Here is a 16,689-nt window from a genome sequence, read left to right on the forward strand (position 1 = left end):
AGTTCTCTTAAAGTGTCCCGAATCCGGTCGGTCGTCCGCGGTTGCGGCTCCTATCTTCCCGAACGCGTTCTGACCAACGCCGAGCTCGCCGGAATGGTCGAGACCTCCGACGAGTGGATCGTTCAGCGCACGGGCATCCGCGAGCGGCGCATCGCTGCCGACGGCGAGACGACGTCGTCCCTCGGCCTTGCCGCGGCGAAGGCCGCCCTCGACGATGCCGGCCTCACGCCGGCCGACATCGACCTCATCATCTGCGCCACGTCGACGCCGGACTACACCTTCCCGGCAACCGCCACCCAGATCCAGTCCGCGCTCGGCATGGCCCACGGCGCGGCCTTCGACCTGCAGGCGGTGTGCTCGGGCTTCGTCTTCGGCGTCGCCACGGCCGACAAGTTCCTGACGTCCGGCTCGCACCGGCGCGCGCTCGTCATCGGCGCCGAGACCTTCTCCCACATCATCGACTGGCAGGACCGCACCACCTGCGTGCTCTTCGGCGACGGCGCCGGCGCCATCGTGCTCGAGGCCGGGGAGGGGGCGGGGACGAACGCCGATCGTGGCGTGCTGACCTCGCACCTGCGCTCCGACGGCCGCCATCGCGACAAGCTCTATGTCGACGGCGGGCCCGGCTCCAACCGTGAGGTCGGACATCTGCGCATGGAGGGCCGCGAGGTCTTCCGCCATGCCGTCGGCATGATCACGGACGTCATCGAGGATGCCTTCGAGGCCACCGGCACCACGGCCGAGGACCTCGACTGGTTCGTGCCCCACCAGGCCAACCGCCGCATCATCGACGCGAGCGCGCACAAGCTCGGCATCGCGCCCGAAAAGGTCGTGGTGACGGTGGACCGGCACGGCAACACCTCGGCCGCGTCGATCCCGCTGGCGCTCGCGGAGGCGCGGGCGGACGGGCGCATCAAGCAGGGCGACCTGGTCATGCTCGAGGCCATGGGCGGCGGATTCACCTGGGGCAGCGCCCTGGTTCGCTGGTAGCGCCGGGCCTCATCGTCCGCTTCGGGGCAGGCGTTTTCGTGCACGTCCTTCGTCAAACGAATGGGCGATTGCACCATTGACCGCGCCTGCCGCTGCCAATACCTTGCAAATTCATATAGATAATCCTGTTTTCTGAATCGGGGCGGGAAGGTGGTCATGGCCGGTCGCACGGTTACGCGCGCAGATCTCTGCGAGGCGGTCTATCAGAAGGTGGGGCTTTCCCGCACGGAATCGGCGTCGCTCGTCGAAATGGTGCTCTCCGAAGTCTGCGACTGCCTGGCGAGCGGCGAGACGGTAAAGCTGTCCTCGTTCGGCTCCTTCGTGGTGCGCGACAAGGGCCAGCGCATCGGCCGCAACCCCAAGACCGGGGTCGAGGTGCCGATCGAGCCGCGCCGGGTCATGGTGTTCAAGCCCTCGAACGTGCTGCGCGCCCGCATCAACGGCGAGCGCGTCGACGACGAGGAGTGAGCAGCCGCCGCATCGCGCCGAGGACCCGCGATGCGGCTGTGAGTATGCGGCAGGCGTCGCCGGCCTGGCAGGCGGGCGGGGCCGCAAGTGAGTAGGGGCGTGTTGTGGACAAAGGGCCGGACGCATTCCGGACGATCAGCGAGGTGGCGGAAGACCTCGATCTGCCACAGCACGTGCTGCGTTTCTGGGAAACGCGCTTTTCGCAGATCAAGCCGCTGAAGCGCGGCGGCGGCCGCCGCTACTACCGGCCGGACGATGTCGACCTCCTGCGCGGCATCCGTCACCTGCTCTACGGCGAGGGCTACACCATCAAGGGCGTCCAGCGCATCCTCAAGGAGGAGGGGGTGCGCTATGTGGAGACCATCTGGCGCCAGGACGGCACGGCACCCGCGCCGGTGCCGCGGGCCGACGCCGACAATGAGGACGACGCTCCCGAATACGCCGCTGCGCCCGAGGACGGGCCGTTTCTCTTCGACGACGGCTCGCTGGCTCAGACGCGAAAGGCACCGGCGCCCGCTGCTGCGATGCCGGCGGCGCGCAGCCCGGCCGCCGAGCCGGCACCCGCCCCGACGCCAACCGGAACCTCCGGCCTCACGGCAGCGCAACTCCGCGCCTTGCAGGCCGTATTGGCGGAACTGGCGGAATGCCGGCGTCTCCTCGAGGCCGCGCGCCACGGCCCCGACGGCGACGACTGAGCCTGAGCCGGTCAGCTCAGATAGCCGAGCAGCCACAGGATGATGATGATCGGCAGCGGAATGCCGATGATCCAAAGCAATGCTCCACGCAACATGGGGCTCTCCGTCTCGTTCTCTGGTCTGACAGAAAAGCCCGGCGGCACGGGATTTGTTCCTGCCCGCTGCGGGAAGCGGCAGGTCTCGAACGGCCACCGGCCGGCGGGACCGGCCAGGCCACGGCGTTCTCGTCGCTGGCTCGGACAGCTGGCCTGCGCCTGCCGGCCCGGGCGTTTCAGCCCACGCCGGTCTCGGTGTCCGCGGTGCGGCGGTTCAGAGCCCGCAGCAGGTCGAAGGCGAGGCGCGTCGCGACACCGTTGTCCATCAGGACCGGGAATTCGAATGGGGTGCCGGGGTCGAGGCGCAGCACCAGATCGCCGCTCGTCTCGTTCGCATCGAGCGTGAAGGAACGGACTTGCGTCGGCGCCGGGCCCGGCGGCCCATCCGGCGGGGATGCGTCGGCGCCGGCAACGAGGCGGCGCGCCTGGTTGGCGAGCGTGACGAGCACGCCGACGGGCATGCGCAGCTCCGTCCCGTCCTCGGCCCGAAGCATCACATCGCCGTTCGTCGTCCCCAGTTTCGCGCTGGCAATCTCTTTCACGATACCCTCGGCAAAATCGCTTGGTTCGAGCAATGCGCGGATCATAGCGAGCCCTCGGCCCGATGCTAGCCACGCGCCATTGCCGTAAAATGACGCAGGCGCGGAGGCCATCCCCGACGACCCGAAAGATCGTCGATGTCCCCATCATCGTTCCGCCTTCGGTCGTCACTCCACATGACAAGCGGCATGGCCCGATGCGGAATGCAGAACGTAGTAAATTCTGATTGCTTTATAACGCCACTCTCAGTTGTGTCATATAATAGCTGCCGTTGTTAAGTCGAATGGGTAATGGAATACAAGACAGGAGTACCTGATCCATGCCCAGCGGTATTCGCAGCTCTTCTCCGCCTCCGGCCTATTCGCTCGACCGGAATGATCCGGCCCAGTTCCGGGGCTGGTCGGACCGTCCACCAGCCTACAGCCCACCCGCCGCACAGCCGCGCGGGGCTGGAACGACCTCGGCCGACGCCGTCTGGCAGCAGAGAGGGCCGGTCGCGGGCGGAGGCATCCATCCGGCCGGCAGCCTCCGGGAATCGAACGTCTAGGAGGCCGGCGGCATCGTCGCCTGTGCCGCGGCAGTCGTCCGCGACAGGCTGCGCGATCGGGATATGCGGGGGCATCAGCGGCCCGCATATCCCTGCCGCTCGTGCGGCGGGAAACAGGCCGGAAACGAACGGCGAATGGACTGCGGATGCTTATGGATGGTTCGTGCCTCGAAACGGCACATAGACGCCGCTCGTCCCCCCTGGCCGCTCCTCGCGCGGGGACCGGCCGAAACCTCAAAATGAAGGAACACGACGGGTTTGAATGGTCGGAGCGGCGGGATTTGAACCCACGACCCCTAGTCCCCCAGACTAGTGCGCTAACCGGGCTGCGCTACGCTCCGACACCCGAAGGGCGTTGTTTCTCTAGGTGTTTCGTCGCGGGAATGCAAGCCCGGAGTTCTGGCGCCCAGCCGCGCCGGCGGCTCGCGTGACGCATCCGGCGTCGGAAAGCCCCGGAAAAGTCTCGGAACCCGTTCCGCTTCGAGGTCTGTGGATATCCCGCGCCGACGCGGGGGACGGGCGGAGGCTGCCGGGTGGCCTGCCGGCACGTTCATCGCCGCCCTGCGGCTGTCCGCGGCTCGCCCCGAGCCCCTTGGCTTCGCCGCAACGAACGCATCGTGCAGACACGGCGAATGGCAGCCGGAGACTATTACCAAAAAGTAATTCCTTTGTTCAGGAACCGTTCAGAACACTCCTCATAAACAAAAGGGGAGAAGAGGAGATGTTCATGAAAAAGATTGCCCTGGTTGTCGCATCTGCCGCCGTTCTTGTTTCAGGTGCGGCATTCGCCCAGCCCTATCCATCGCACCGCGGCCCCGATGTCCGCATCGAGCATCGCGATGTCCGGACGGAGCGTCGTGATGTGCGGATCGAGCGCCACGACCGGCATCCGCGGCATGTCGAGCCGCAGCATCGCCCCGGCAGGCCGCACTGGGCGAAGGGGCAGCGTTTCGAGTGGAAGAAGCATCGCCACCGTGAGATCCACGCCCGCGACTACCGCCGTTATCGCCTGCAGGAGCCGCCGCGCGGCCACCGCTGGGTCGAGGTCGACGGTCGCTTCATGATGGTCAATGTCGCAACCGGCATCATCGCGTCGATCTTCATGATGCACTGAAGCCGTCGCGCAGAACGCATGGAAAAGCCGCCCTCGGGCGGCTTTTCCTTTATGGCCTCGGCCCGTCCGTCACCGGCAGACGTGCCGGCGCCCGTCGTAGCCGAGATAGGTGCCCGTGCGCGGGTTGAAGGACTTGTACTTGCGCGAGCAATAGGCCACCCACGAGGAATCGTAGCGGCGCGGCGGGGAGGCGATGGCGCTGCTGGCAATCGCGCCCGCTGCGAGGCCGAAGATGCCCGCCGCCACCGCGGCGCCGGGGTCGTAGCCGTAGCCATAGCCGTAGCCGTAATACGGCCTGTAGTAGCCGCCGTAATAATAGGGCCGATAGCGGTAGCCCCCGTAGTACGGCCGGCCGTAATAGGGTCGGCCGTAGTAGGGGCGGCCGTAGTAGGGCCGGCCATAGTACTGGCCGCCATAATAGGGCCGCGCATAGGAGGGCCGGCCGTAATAGGCGGAGCCCCGCGGGCCATAATAGCCGCCGGTGACCTGCCCAAAGGGGGTTCCGGGCGGCACGCGGATCTGCGTGCCTCCTCCGCTCCACGCGCCCGGGCCTCCGATGTACCTGTTACCGGGGCGACCCCACTGGGTGTTCTCGATGAGCGTTGCGGCCGGCGCGGTGTCCATGCGAACGATCTGCGCGCTCGCAGGCATCGCAGGGAGCGCGAGCAGCGCTGCAACGGCCGTGATGGCGAGTGTCCTGCAGACGGGCATGGTGCGATCCTCCTCGCGGCAACTGCGGCGTCAAACGCCGGGGACAAGCCACCGGCCGACCGATTGCCTCGAGCGCCGATTGTCTCGGCCACGCTCCGGTGGCGCCCTTCTTCATGATAGAACGAACTGTGGCGGCAGGGCGAACGGGGGGATCACGTATGCGCGACCCTCCTGCAGACGGTGCGCGGGAGGGGGCGATGCGCGACGGCGTGATCCGTGCACGATGCGAGCGCATCCGGCGCCGGCGGCCTTCATGACGCACGCTTTTGCCGCGCCCGTGCGGCTCGGGTCTTCCCGGCCCGTGGCTGAATCCTCTAGGAATGATTCATGCAGGCGTTTCTGACGGATTATTGGCCGCACCTGTTCTTTGTCCTGAGCACGATGGCCGGCCTGGCCGCGGCCGCGCACGCGGCGATGACGAAGGACGAGGTGCGGGCGGCGATCGGCTGGGCGGGCGTCGCGATGCTGTCGCCGGTCTTCGGCGCCGCGCTCTATCTCGTTGCCGGCATCAACCGCGTGCGCCGGTCATCCGTCATGCGCAAGCGGGCGCGTACGCGCCGGGGGCGGGCCGCCGAGAACGAGGACAGCGCTGGCGACGCGCTGGCGCGCCTGCCGCTCGCGTCGCTGGCCCGGCTCGGCGACAACGTCTCCCAGTTCCCGCTGACGCTCGGCAACAAGGTCACCCCCCTCGTCGGCGGCGATGCGGCCTATCCCGAGATGATCGAGGCGATCCGGGGCGCCAGAAAATCGATCGCGCTCGCGACCTATATCTTCGACCACGATGCGGCGGGGCTCGCCTTCGTCGAGGCGCTCGTGGCGGCGAAGGAGCGCGGCGTCGCCGTGCGCGTGCTGATCGATGCGGTGGGCGCGCGCTATTCCAAGCCGCCGCTGCCGCTCCTGCTGCGCCAGCGCGGCGTCACCTCGGCGCTCTTCATGGGCAACATCATCGGCCTCAAGCTGCCCTATGCCAACCTGCGCAGCCACCGCAAGATCCTCGTGGTCGACGGCAAGGTCGGCTTCACCGGCGGCATGAACATCCGCGCCCATTTCCTCACCTCGGCCATGGGCGATCACACCGCGCGTGACACCCACTTCCGCTTCGACGGACCGGTGGTCGAGCACCTGCTCACCGTCTTCGCCGAGGACTGGCATTTCGTGACGCGGGAGCTGCTGGACGGGCCGATGTGGTTCGGGCGGGCGGCCCGGCTGGCGGGCGGGACGGAGGTGGCGGCGAGGGCGATTCCCTCCGGGCCGGACCACACGCTCGAATCGAACCACGCCATGATCATGGGCGCGCTCGCCGCCGCCGAGCGCCGGGTCATGATCTCCTCGCCCTATTTCCTGCCCGACCAGCAACTCGTCGGCGCCTTCGGCGTCGCGGCTCGCCGCGGCATCGAGGTCGACATCGTCATTCCCGACAGCAACAACCTGCGCCTCGTCGACTATGCCATGACGGCCCAGCTCGACCAGGTGCTGCGGCGAGGCTGCCGCGTCTGGCGTGCCCGCGGCGTCTTCGACCATTCCAAGCTCATGACGGTCGACGGCGTATGGAGCTACATCGGCTCGTCCAACCTCGATCCGCGCAGCCTCCGGCTCAATTTCGAGCTCGACGTGGAGGTGCACGACCCGGCGCTCGCCAGCTGGATCGAGGAGCACATCAGCGAGCGGATGGCCGATGCCGTCCCCGAAACCCTGCAGAGCCTCGCAGCGCGACCGCTGGCGGAGCGGCTGCGCAACCGGGTGGTGTGGCTGGCGTCGCCCTACCTGTGACGGCGTGCAGCGCGCGCCAGCGCACATCGTCCCGGGGCGTGGCGCTGCATGGTTCTTCCACGGCCGGCGCCGCTGCCGGCAAGAAAGGGGAGAGAAGCCATGATGATGCGCGAAGCCGCCCGCATAGCCCTGGAAGAGCTGCGTGAGACGGACGACGTTGCCTGGACGCATGCGGCCACCCAGCACCGCCACGTGCTGACGGAAGCCCTGCGCCTTGCCGCCCTGCGCCCTTGCGAGGCGCATCTCGTCGGCATCATCCAGGAGATCGACGAGGAGATCGGCTTCCCCACCGCCAAGGCCATCGCCTGCGCCGTGATGCGCGCCTTCCAGGGGCGGTGCGAGGAGGATCCGTTCGGCCGGATCTGAAACGCTGGAAAATTCGCAATGTCAGAATGTTACCCGCGAAGGCGGAATCAGGATGCGAGCTCGCGCCGGCTCGCTTCCTCCCGCGGCGTTGCGGCCGCAATGCCCCAGATGAGCCCGAGAAGCAGGTAGAAGTGGCGCCAGTGGTCGCTGTCGATCTGGATGCCTTGCAGCGCGGTGATGAAGAACACGCTCCAGATGGGCAGGAAGTGGCGCTGAAGCGGTCCGCGCCGCAGCGTCGTGCGCCAGCCGACGAAGAAGGTCGTCAGGATGAGCACCAGATAGGTGATGCCGCCGAGCCAGCCGTAGGACGCGAAGGCGTTGAGGAACACGTTGTGCGGCGCTGCGCCGTACATCTCGGAGGAAAACCGCAGGGGCCCGAAGCCGTTCGGCAGGTCGAGCAGGATCGGAAGGCTGCGGATCTGCCCGCCGAAGCGCCCGGTCGGGCCCATGTCGTAGGATTGCAGGCCCGCGCGTTGGGCGACCAGTTCGCCGATCTCGCCGCTGGAGAGGGCCGCGAGCACCACGACGACGACGGCGGCCGAGAGCATCGCCACCTGGCCCACGAGCCGCGAGCGCTGGCCGCTGCTGCGGCTCGTCAGATAGATGAGCAGCATGAGCAGGCCGACGCTGCCGATGGCATTGATCCAGGCGCCGCGCGACAGCGTCAGCAGCAGCGCCAGCGTCGGCACGGACAGTTTGATCAGGCTGACGAGGAGCCGGCCGCGCCCCGTCATGATGTCCTGCACCATGAAGGCGACGGCGAGCGTCAGGTAGGGCCCGAGCACGTTCGGGTCCTTGAAGGTGCCCGAGGCGCGGCCGTAGAGCGAGAAATGGGCGCCGAGGCCGGCGATGTTCAGGTAGCCGGCGATGCCGGCGATCGCCGCCACCCAGGCCGAGGCGACGAAGCCGCCGCGGATGGCGTTCAGCCGCTCGTCGCCGTCCTGGCACAGGATGGTGGCGAAGAAGATCGCCGTGACCATCAGATAGATCGAGATGGCGACGAAGGTGACCGACTTGTGGTGGTCGAGATAGGGAATGAGCGAGAAGACGCCGCCGAGATTGAAGACGAGCAGCAGAACGATGAGCGGCACGACGAGCCGTGGCAGCCGGATGCCGCCCGTGACCATGAAGCCGGCGAGGGCAACGAGGAACATCGCCTCATAGGGCGACGGCTCGATGATGGCCAGGGAGCCCGAGAAGGCGAGCAGCCACAGGAGCGCATGCTGCAGCCGGCGCGTGGAGATGCGCAGGCCGGCCGCGCCCGCGGCGGTGGTGTCGTCCGCGGCCGTCAATAGGCGTTCTCCGACTTGAGGAGGGCAGGCGGCGTCTTCAGGAGGATCACCAGGTCGAAGAGCACCGACCAGTTCTCGATGTAGAACAGGTCGTGCTCGACGCGGCGCTGGATCTTCTCCTCCGTGTCGGTCTCGCCGCGCCAGCCGTTGATCTGCGCCCAGCCGGTGATGCCGGGCTTGACCTTGTGGCGGGCGAAATAGCCGTCGACGACCTTGTCGTAGAGCCGGTTCTCGGCCTTGGCGTGCAGCGCGTGCGGGCGCGGCCCGACCAGCGAGAGGTTGCCCTTGAAGACGACATTGAAGAGCTGCGGCAGTTCGTCGAGCGAGGTCTTGCGGATGATGCGGCCGACGCGGGTGACGCGCGGGTCCCCCTTGGTGACGAGCCGCGCGGCCGTGGCATCGCTCTGGTCCACGTACATCGAGCGGAACTTGAAGACCTCGATGAGCTCGTTGTTGAAGCCGTACCGCTTCTGGCGGAAGAGCACCGGCCCGGGGGAATCGAGCTTCACCGCAAGCGCCGTGAGAAGCAGCAGCGGCGACAGCAGCATGAGCAGGATGGCGCCCACGACCTTGTCGAAGAGCCACTTGAGCACAAGGTCCCAATCGGCGATCGGCTTGTCGAAGACGTCGAGCACCGGCACCGAGCCGATGTAGGAATAGGCGCGCGGGCGCAGCCTGAGCTGGCTCATGTGGGCAGCGAGCCGGATGTCCGTCGGCAGCACCCACAGCTTGCGCAGCATCTGCAGGATGCGCGCCTCGGCCGTGATCGGCAGCGTGAAGATGATGAGGTCGACCTGCGTGCGCCGGGCGAAGGTGACGAGATCGTCGACCGTGCCGAGCTTGGGATAGCCGGCCACGACATCGGGCGAGCGGTCGTCGCTGCGGTCGTCGAAGAAGCCGCAGATGCGCACGCCCGTGTCGCGCTGCGCCGCCAGGGCCTCGATGAGCCGCTCGGCCGCCTCTCCGCCGCCGACGATGACGGTGCGCCGGTCGAGCCGGCCGGCACGCGTCAGATGCGTCACGGCGAGGCCGAGGACGAGCCGGACGAGGAAGAGCCCGGCAAGCCCGGAGCCGTACCAGCCGAGCAGCCAGACCCGGGAGTACTCCTCGCTCGTCTTGGTGAAGAAGAGGGCCGCGACGGCGAGGAGGAAGATGACGCTCCAGCTCGCCAGGACCCGGAAGGCCTGCGTCAGGACGGAGCGCATTGCCCCGATATGATACAGGCCCGCCGCCTGCAGCGCTGCGACCGTCGCGAGGGCGAAGACCGGCAGGAGCCCGAGGTAGGAGAGGGGATAGCCGTGGTTCGGCGCGATATAGATCGCGAGCGCGGCGTAGCCCGTGGCGAGAACCACGGCGATGTCGGCGAGGCGGGCCGCACCCGTGATGATCACGGGCGAATAGGTCGGCCGCACGGGCAGCGCCGCCATGCGCTCGGCGAGCGGCGACAGGCGTGGCTCCTTCTCGTCCGCGGAAGCGGGCCCAGGCTGTGCCGGTTCGGCCGCGGCGGCGTGGTCGAGCAGATCGCGAATATCAAAATTGGACATGCTTGAACTTCGGCAGGACAAAAGGGAGGTCTCGCCGAGGCAATCGCAAGTTGTATGCCACCGCTCGGGCGGGGCCCATTCCCGCGGCGATGGCCTAGCACGGGCGTCTGGCGAATGTCTTAACGCAGGGCCGCGCGGTAGGCGTCGAGCACCGAGGCGACCATCTGCGGCAGCGAGAAGCGCTCGCGCACGAAGGCGCGCAGCGCGGCGTCCTCGGCCTGGGCTTCGGCCTCCGGCATGTCGAGGCGGCGACGCAGCGCGCCAGCAAGGGCTTCGGGCGCATCGGCGGGGACGAGACGGCCCGCCTGCGGCCCGAAGATTTCGGGGATGCCGCCGACAGCGGTCGCGACGAGCGGCATCGCGGCGGCCGTGGCTTCCAGCACGACATAGGGCAGGGACTCGGCCCGGGACGGCACGACCATCACCCGCGCCAGCGCGAGCGCCTCGCGGATCGGCATGGGCCGCTGGAAGGTCACGGCCTCGCCGAGCCCGCGGTCCGCGGCATGGGCGCGGATGGCCTCCTCGTCCGGGCCGGCGCCGACGAAGACGGCGGTGAGCTGGCGGCCTTCGGTGCGCAGCTGCGCCAGCGCGTCGATCAGCGTGTCGATGCCCTTGAGGTGGCGAAGCTCGCCGATATAGAGCACGTCTCGCGTGCCGGAACGTGGCACCTCGTCGAACTCGGCCTCGTGGAGGCCGTTGTAGACGACGGCGGAACGGGCCGCGAGGGAGCCGAGCGCCTCGGCGGCGAGCCGTGCGATATAGGCGCTCTCGAACAGGAAGAAGTCGGTCCTGCGGGCAAGGGCGCGCTCGGCGGCCATGTAGAGCCGGTGCTGCGCCGTGCCCGGCGGGTAGTGGAAGCTGCCGCCATGCGGCGTATAGACGCGCGCGGGACGGCGCCTGTCGGTCCGCGCGGCCAGCCGGGCGTAGAGGCCGCCCTTGGCGCCGTGGCCGTGCACCACGTCGGGTCCGAGATGGGACACGAGCGCGCGCACGCGCAGGGCGCCCGCAAGGTCGCCGAGCCCCGGCAGGCGCGCCATGGGCAGGCGCGTGACGCCGAGCGAGAGATCGCCGCCGAGCGCGGCGAGGGTTGCTTCCGCCCGCTCGCCGCCGGTCGTGGCGTCGCAGACGATGCCCACCCGGTGGCCGAGCTGCGCCTGCCCGCGCGCGAGGTCGACGACGTGGCGGAACAGGCCGCCGACGGGCGCGCGCAGGACGTGCAGGATGCGCAGGGATGCGGGATCGGGCATGGTGTTTCGTCCGGGCTGGCGGCGGCTCAGAACCACCGCTCCTTGATGACGATGGTGTCGCCCGGCTTGATCGGATAGGTCGCCGGCAGCGGCCCGGTGACGGCCTTGCCCGGCGCCTGGCGGGTGACGAGCGCTTCGCTCTCCACCGCGCGGGGGGTGAAGCCGCCGGCGATGGCGGCGGCGGTCTGCACCGTCATGCCGGCCACGAAGGGATATTGGCCGGGATTGCGCACCTCGCCGAGGATGAAGAACGGCCGGTAGGCCTCGACGTCCACGCTGACCGACGGTTCGCGCACATAGCCGGCGGCGAGCTTGCGTTCGATGGCCTTGGCGAGCTGCTGCGTCGTCAGGCCACGCGCCGGGATGGTGCCGACGAGCGGCATGGCGATCTTGCCCGAGGCATCCACGGTATAGATATTGGACAGGCTGTCCTGCCCGAAGACGATGATGCGCAGGCGGTCGCCGCTGTCGAGCGTGTAGACCTGCGGACGGGGCACCGCCTCCACCGTCATCGGTTCACGCGACGTCTGGGTACAGGCGCCGAGCGAGGCGCAGAGGAGGGCGAGGGCGATGGCCGGAAAGCGCGACATGTGACCGTCATCGGAAACTGCAGGACGAGACGCATCTAACGCCGCTATGGTTAACAAAAGTTGATTTTTGCGTATGCCGATGGCCTTTGCCGTCCATCAGGCTGGCTTAACCTGGCGGCAACGCCTTGTGTGCAACGTTGAGGCGTTGCTTTTTCGTATTTTGAGGCGCCGATGTCGAAGGAAGTCGCGGCCGGGGGGGCTCCGGCCGGCGGGGACGATCTCGATCTGGGGGTGATCTGGCGCGCGCTGGTGCGGCGCCGGATGTGGATCGCGTTGCCGACCCTTCTCGCCTTCGTCGGGGCGTTCCTGATCGTCAATCTCATCACGCCGCGCTACAAGGCAGAGACGAGCGTTCTCCTCGTCAGCGGCGACACCTTCTACACGCGCCCGGAAGGCGGTGCCGGTGCCGCTTCCCAGTTCGACGAGGAAGCGGTGCAGAGCGAGGTGCAGGTCATCATGTCGCGCGATCTGGCGCGCGACGTCATCGGCAAGCTCGGCCTCGTCGGCAATCCCGAGTTCGACCCGGATGCGCGGGTGCTCGGCCTCAGCCAGCGCGTCATGCAGTGGATCGGCCTCGGCGGCTCGGGCAAGGCGCGCCCGCCAGAGGAGCGGGTGCTCGCCACCTACTACCAGCGTCTCAATGTCTTCCCGCTGCCGCGATCGCGGGTCGTGGCCATCGAGTTCTCGTCGGCCGACCCGGACCTCGCCGCCCGCGCCGCCAACACGATCGCCGAATCCTATCTCGACTTCCAGCGCGCCGTGAAGCAGAGCGCGACGCAGGCCGCCTCCCAATGGCTGGCCGAAACCATCGAGCCGCTGCGCAAGCAGGTCGCCGAGGCCGAGGCGAAGGTGGAGGATTTCCGCGCCCGCCACGGCCTCATGAGCGGCAGTGCCGGCGAGGTGACGCTGCCGGCCCAGCAGCTCGCCGAGCTCTCGGCGCAACTCTCCGCCGCCCGCTCGGTCCAGGCCGAGGCCGAGGCGAAGGCGCGTCTGATCCGCGACATGATCGCCTCCGGCCGGGTTTTCGACATTCCCGATGTCGCCAACAACGAATTCATCCGTCGCCTCCTGGAACAGCGCATCGCGCTGCGGGCGCAACTCGCCCTCGAGGAGCGGACGCTTCTGCCGGCCCACCCGCGCATCAAGCAGCTCAACGCCCAGATCGCGGACCTGGAAAACCAGCTCCGGCAGGAGGCCCAGCGCACCGTGCGTTCGCTGGAGAACGAGGCGAGCCTCGCCGCTGCGCGCGTCGAAAGCGTGCAGAAGGCCTTCGACACCCAGAGCGCCGTGGCCGCGAAGGCCAAGGAATCGGAGGTGGAGCTGCGTGCGCTCGAGCGCGAGGCGCGCACCCAGCGCGAGCAGCTCGAGACCTACCTGACCCGCTATCGCGAGGCGCAGGCGCGCGAAGTGGAGAACGCGAGCCCAGCGGATGCGCGCATCGTCTCGCGCGCCGTGGTGCCGGGCACGCCGAACTTCCCAAAGAAGGTGCCGATCATCGCCATCGTCACCCTGGTGGCCTTCTCGCTGGCGGCGACGCTCGTCATCGCGCTGGAACTCCTGTCCGGGCGGGCCTTCGTCCCGGCGGCCGCACCGCTGGCCTATCTGCCGCCGGCGCAGGCCGTCTCCGAGCCGCCGCGCGTCGAGCCCGCTCCCGCCGCGCCGCCCGTGGCGGACGAGCCGGTCGTTGCAGCGGCCGAAGCGCAGGCGCCTCCGCAGCCGCGCGATGAGGGGAGTGCTGCCGCGACGGCGGAGGCAGGCGCGGCCTCCGGAGCGCTGGCGCCGCTGCTGGCACGGCTCGGTGATCGTCCCGCGGAGGGACGGGGCCGGCGCGTGCTGGTGACGGAGGCCGCGGCCGGTGCCGGCGCCGCGCCGCTCGCGCGCACGCTGGCCGATGACCGCGTCAGGACCGAACGCACGATTCTGCTCGACCTGACGGCGGAGGGAGCGGCGCGCGGCGCCGGACGCCCCGGCCTCGCCGAGCTAGCGTCGGGCAGCGCTTCCTTTTCCGACGTCATCGGGCGTGATGCCGGCACCCGGTTGCACCACGTCTCGGCCGGCACGAACCTCGCCGCTGCCCTCGCCGCGAAGCCCGGCGCGCTCGAATTGCCGCTGCTCGCCCTCGACCAGACCTACGAGTGGGTGATTCTCGTCGTCGATGCGGCGGGTCTCGAGGCGCTCGCCGCGCATGTCCTGCCGCATGTCGACCATGCGGTGCTCGTCTCGGAAGAGGCCGAGCAGGCCGAGGCGACGCGCGCGGCCTACGGGCGCCTCGCCGATGCGAAGGCGCGCGACATCATCGTCGTCGTGCCGCAGGCGGACGGCGCGCGCGCCGCAGCCTGACGGCATCCTGTCAGGCTGCGGGAGAGGGCTTCAGCCGCTGGTAGAGCGCCGACAGTCTTTCCGACTGCTTGACGCGACGCTTGGCCCAGACCGCGGCCTTGAGCGGCGGGGCAAGGAGCCGTCCCTTCGCCGACACGGGGACGATGCCGTCGCGCAGCTCCATCACCTCCTTGCAGAAGACGCGCTTGTACGGCAGGTCGCCGACGCCGAGATCGAAATGCGTGAAGCCTTCGGCGGTCATCGCCTCGATCATGTAGACGAACAGGACCTCCGCCGGGCTCGAGCGCGAGATCTCCGGCCGCTGGTCGAAGGAGTGGAACATCACGCTGATATGCGTGCCCCAGACGGTGCCCGCCCGCGTCGCGACGATCTCGTCGCCGATGAGCAGGGCGTAGAGCCGGAGCGGCGGCGGGCTGCCGTCGGGCTGCGGCAGGCAGGCGGCCAGCAGAAAGGCCTGGATGCCCGGATCGGCGAAGGGATTGGCGATCTTCTGCGCGGCGAAGCGCTCGGCCTTCTGGGCGAGGAAGGCGGCAAGCGCGCGCCGCACGTCCTCCTCGCTCTCCATCAGGCGGGGAACGAATGCCCCGCGCTCCGACAGGGCCCGTTCCTTCGACTTGAAGACGCGACGGCGCTTGGGGCTCAGGATGCGCGTGCGCGCCTCGGCGGCCGGGAAGTCGACGGTGAGCTGATAGCCGTTGCTCGGGCTCGGCTGGGACATGACGGCGGCGAGCGCGTTCTCCTGTCCGTGCCAGGCCTGTGGCTGATGGCGGAAGGTGAAGAGGTCGATGCCGGCAGCCCGGCCGGCCCGCTGCAGCACTTCTGCCCATTCGTCCGCGGACGGCGCGGCCCCGTGGGCCAGGAGCGGCATGTGGAAATTGGCATGGCCGGCGCCCGGCATGGTCGCCATCGTCAGTCCCAGGCGGGAGAAGACGTCGAGCGGCAGCAGCGCCCGCACCGTGCCGGCGCCGTCGCGCACCCTAAGGAGCATCCGCTTCGGCCGCCGGCTCTCCTGCCAGCAATGGTCGTAGGCGCTGACCCAGGCATGGGACTGGTAGGGCGACATGAGCGCCTTGCGCTCGAAGTCGCGCCAGCAGGAGGCGATGGCCGCCGGATCGTCGAGGACGTCGACCTCAAGGCCGACGCTTGCGTCCTGCACTGCCGCCGGGGCATCGTCGAAGACGTCGAGGGTAGTCGTCATCGCTCCCATTCCTGCAAAGACCTGTTCCAGAATGACGCAATATTCCGCATCCGCGCCGGTGCGCGGGCGGTTCTGTCCTTCCTCTAGCAAGGAAACGGCCAAGGAAGCATGAATCTACGCAGCATGATCATCAGCTTCGGGATGCAGGCGATCAGCCTGACGGGGGCGGACCGCTGGCTGGCCGGCGCGGCGCGGGGCAGGGGGGCGATCCTGATGCTGCACCATGTGCGCCCGGATGCCGGCCGCGGCTTTGCGCCCAATGCCCTTCTGGAGGTGACGCCCGGCTTTCTCGACGAGGTGCTGACGCTCGCGAAGGCGGAGGGCTTCTGCTTCGTGCCTCTCGACGAGGTGCCGGAGCGGCTCGCCGATCCGCGTCCCGACGCCGCGCCCTTCCTGGCGCTGACCTTCGACGACGGCTACCGCGACAATGTCGTCCATGCGCAGCCGGTCCTCGAACGGCACGGCGCCCCCTGGACGGTCTTCGTCACCAGCGGTTTCGCCGACCGCACGGCACGGCTGTGGTGGCTGGAGCTGGAGGAGGCCGTGCGCCGTCTCGATCACGTGGCGGTCGACGATGGTGACCTCGCCTTCGCCCATCCGGCCCGGACCGATGCCGAAAAGAGCGCGGCCTTCGAGCAGCTCTACTGGGCGCTGCGACGCGGACCGGAAGAGCGGCTGCTCGCGGTCATCGCGGGTCTTGCCGAGCGGGCGGGCGTCGATGGCCGTGCGCTCGTCGAGGAACTCTGCCTCGACTGGGCGGAGATCGCGGCGCTGGCGCGCGTGCCGGGCGTCACCATCGGCGCCCACACGCTGACCCATCCGATGCTGGCGAAACACGATGCGGCGCGGGCGCGCGAGGAGATCGAGCGCTCCCGGGCCATCATCGCCGAGCGTGTCGGGCAGCCGGTGCGGCACTTCGCCTATCCCGTCGGCGATCCGACGTCGGCGGGACCGCGGGAATTCGCCATCACCCGGGAGGCCGGCTTCGCGACCGCCGTGACGACGCGTCCGGGCCATCTCTTCGTGGAGCACGCGCAGCATCTGACCGCGCTGCCGCGCGTGTCCCTCAATGGCCTCTACCAGACGAGGGCGGCGGCGCGGGCGCTCCTGTCGGGCGTGCCCTTCCTCTTGTGGAACCGGGGGCGCAAGCTCGACGTCGCTTGAACAGGTCTGCGCAAGGGA

General features: G+C 68.9%; 16 protein-coding genes and 1 tRNA gene. 8 read left to right on the forward strand and 9 right to left on the reverse strand.

Annotated elements, in window-relative coordinates; translation table 11 throughout:
* Positions 1-12: 12 nt before the first annotated feature.
* The 3 genes from GGR16_RS04560 (at position 13) to GGR16_RS04570 (ending at position 2,153) form a co-directional block, all read left to right on the forward strand.
* Positions 13-990 carry a beta-ketoacyl-ACP synthase III gene (locus GGR16_RS04560; protein WP_019401173.1) on the forward strand — a complete coding sequence of 326 codons (978 nt, stop codon included), beginning with the start codon at positions 13-15 and terminating at the stop codon, positions 988-990.
* 156 nt (positions 991-1,146) lie between these two features.
* Positions 1,147-1,458: an integration host factor subunit alpha gene (locus tag GGR16_RS04565; protein ID WP_019401172.1), complete on the forward strand. Its 312-nt coding sequence runs from the start codon at positions 1,147-1,149 to the stop codon at positions 1,456-1,458.
* Positions 1,459-1,562: 104 nt separating this feature from the next.
* A complete protein-coding gene (locus tag GGR16_RS04570) occupies positions 1,563-2,153 on the forward strand; it encodes a MerR family transcriptional regulator (RefSeq protein WP_183315822.1) in 591 nt (196 codons plus the stop codon).
* Positions 2,154-2,164: 11 nt separating this feature from the next.
* On the opposite strand, the gene GGR16_RS26400 is transcribed toward GGR16_RS04570, so the two are convergent.
* The 3 genes from GGR16_RS26400 to GGR16_RS04580 all read right to left on the reverse strand — a co-directional run bounded on the left by GGR16_RS26400 (position 2,165) and on the right by GGR16_RS04580 (position 3,676).
* On the reverse strand, positions 2,165-2,296 hold the full coding sequence (locus GGR16_RS26400) for a hypothetical protein (RefSeq protein WP_256374255.1): 132 nt from the start codon (positions 2,294-2,296) through the stop codon (positions 2,165-2,167).
* A gap of 128 nt (positions 2,297-2,424) precedes the next feature.
* Entirely contained in the window at positions 2,425-2,835 is a 411-nt protein-coding gene (locus tag GGR16_RS04575) for a hypothetical protein (protein ID WP_183315823.1), read from the reverse strand.
* A gap of 763 nt (positions 2,836-3,598) precedes the next feature.
* Positions 3,599-3,676 (reverse strand) — tRNA-Pro (locus tag GGR16_RS04580).
* 386 nt (positions 3,677-4,062) lie between these two features.
* On the opposite strand from GGR16_RS04580, the gene GGR16_RS04585 reads away from it, so the two are divergent.
* Positions 4,063-4,449, forward strand: a complete 387-nt coding sequence (locus GGR16_RS04585) for an RcnB family protein (protein WP_085952994.1) — start codon at positions 4,063-4,065, stop codon at positions 4,447-4,449.
* Positions 4,450-4,518: 69 nt separating this feature from the next.
* On the opposite strand, the gene GGR16_RS04590 is transcribed toward GGR16_RS04585, so the two are convergent.
* Entirely contained in the window at positions 4,519-5,160 is a 642-nt protein-coding gene (locus GGR16_RS04590) for a BA14K family protein (RefSeq protein ID WP_019401167.1), read from the reverse strand.
* A 327-nt stretch (positions 5,161-5,487) separates the two neighbouring features.
* Here GGR16_RS04590 and GGR16_RS04595 point away from each other — a divergent pair, with 327 nt between their 5' ends.
* Positions 5,488-6,930, forward strand: coding sequence for a phospholipase D-like domain-containing protein (locus GGR16_RS04595; protein ID WP_019401166.1), 1,443 nt, complete (start codon positions 5,488-5,490; stop codon positions 6,928-6,930).
* 99 nt (positions 6,931-7,029) lie between these two features.
* Complete coding sequence (locus GGR16_RS04600; RefSeq protein ID WP_019401165.1) at positions 7,030-7,296, forward strand: hypothetical protein; 267 nt, start codon at positions 7,030-7,032, stop codon at positions 7,294-7,296.
* A gap of 47 nt (positions 7,297-7,343) precedes the next feature.
* Here GGR16_RS04600 and GGR16_RS04605 read toward each other — a convergent pair whose 3' ends face one another.
* The 4 genes from GGR16_RS04605 to GGR16_RS04620 all read right to left on the reverse strand — a co-directional run bounded on the left by GGR16_RS04605 (position 7,344) and on the right by GGR16_RS04620 (position 11,969).
* Positions 7,344-8,588 carry an O-antigen ligase family protein gene (locus GGR16_RS04605; protein ID WP_183315824.1) on the reverse strand — a complete coding sequence of 415 codons (1,245 nt, stop codon included), beginning with the start codon at positions 8,586-8,588 and terminating at the stop codon, positions 7,344-7,346.
* Positions 8,585-10,132: an undecaprenyl-phosphate glucose phosphotransferase gene (locus tag GGR16_RS04610; RefSeq protein WP_183315825.1), complete on the reverse strand. Its 1,548-nt coding sequence runs from the start codon at positions 10,130-10,132 to the stop codon at positions 8,585-8,587. The genes GGR16_RS04605 and GGR16_RS04610 overlap by 4 nt, the downstream gene beginning before the upstream one ends.
* 119 nt (positions 10,133-10,251) lie before the next feature.
* Positions 10,252-11,379 carry a glycosyltransferase family 4 protein gene (locus GGR16_RS04615; protein ID WP_183315827.1) on the reverse strand — a complete coding sequence of 376 codons (1,128 nt, stop codon included), beginning with the start codon at positions 11,377-11,379 and terminating at the stop codon, positions 10,252-10,254.
* Positions 11,380-11,405: 26 nt separating this feature from the next.
* Complete coding sequence (locus GGR16_RS04620; protein ID WP_053193874.1) at positions 11,406-11,969, reverse strand: polysaccharide biosynthesis/export family protein; 564 nt, start codon at positions 11,967-11,969, stop codon at positions 11,406-11,408.
* 171 nt (positions 11,970-12,140) lie between these two features.
* Between GGR16_RS04620 and GGR16_RS04625 the strand changes: the two genes are divergently transcribed.
* Positions 12,141-14,309, forward strand: a complete 2,169-nt coding sequence (locus tag GGR16_RS04625; protein WP_183315828.1) for a GumC family protein — start codon at positions 12,141-12,143, stop codon at positions 14,307-14,309.
* Positions 14,310-14,319: 10 nt separating this feature from the next.
* On the opposite strand, the gene GGR16_RS04630 is transcribed toward GGR16_RS04625, so the two are convergent.
* Positions 14,320-15,507: a GNAT family N-acetyltransferase gene (locus GGR16_RS04630; protein WP_183315829.1), complete on the reverse strand. Its 1,188-nt coding sequence runs from the start codon at positions 15,505-15,507 to the stop codon at positions 14,320-14,322.
* Between the two features lie 108 nt (positions 15,508-15,615).
* Here GGR16_RS04630 and GGR16_RS04635 point away from each other — a divergent pair, with 108 nt between their 5' ends.
* Positions 15,616-16,671 (forward strand): polysaccharide deacetylase family protein, encoded by a 1,056-nt coding sequence (locus tag GGR16_RS04635; protein WP_183315830.1) that lies wholly within the window; start codon positions 15,616-15,618, stop codon positions 16,669-16,671.
* Positions 16,672-16,689 lie beyond the last annotated feature (18 nt).

The sequence above is a fragment of the Chelatococcus caeni genome (assembly GCF_014196925.1).
Classification (GTDB): domain Bacteria; phylum Pseudomonadota; class Alphaproteobacteria; order Rhizobiales; family Beijerinckiaceae; genus Chelatococcus_A; species Chelatococcus_A caeni.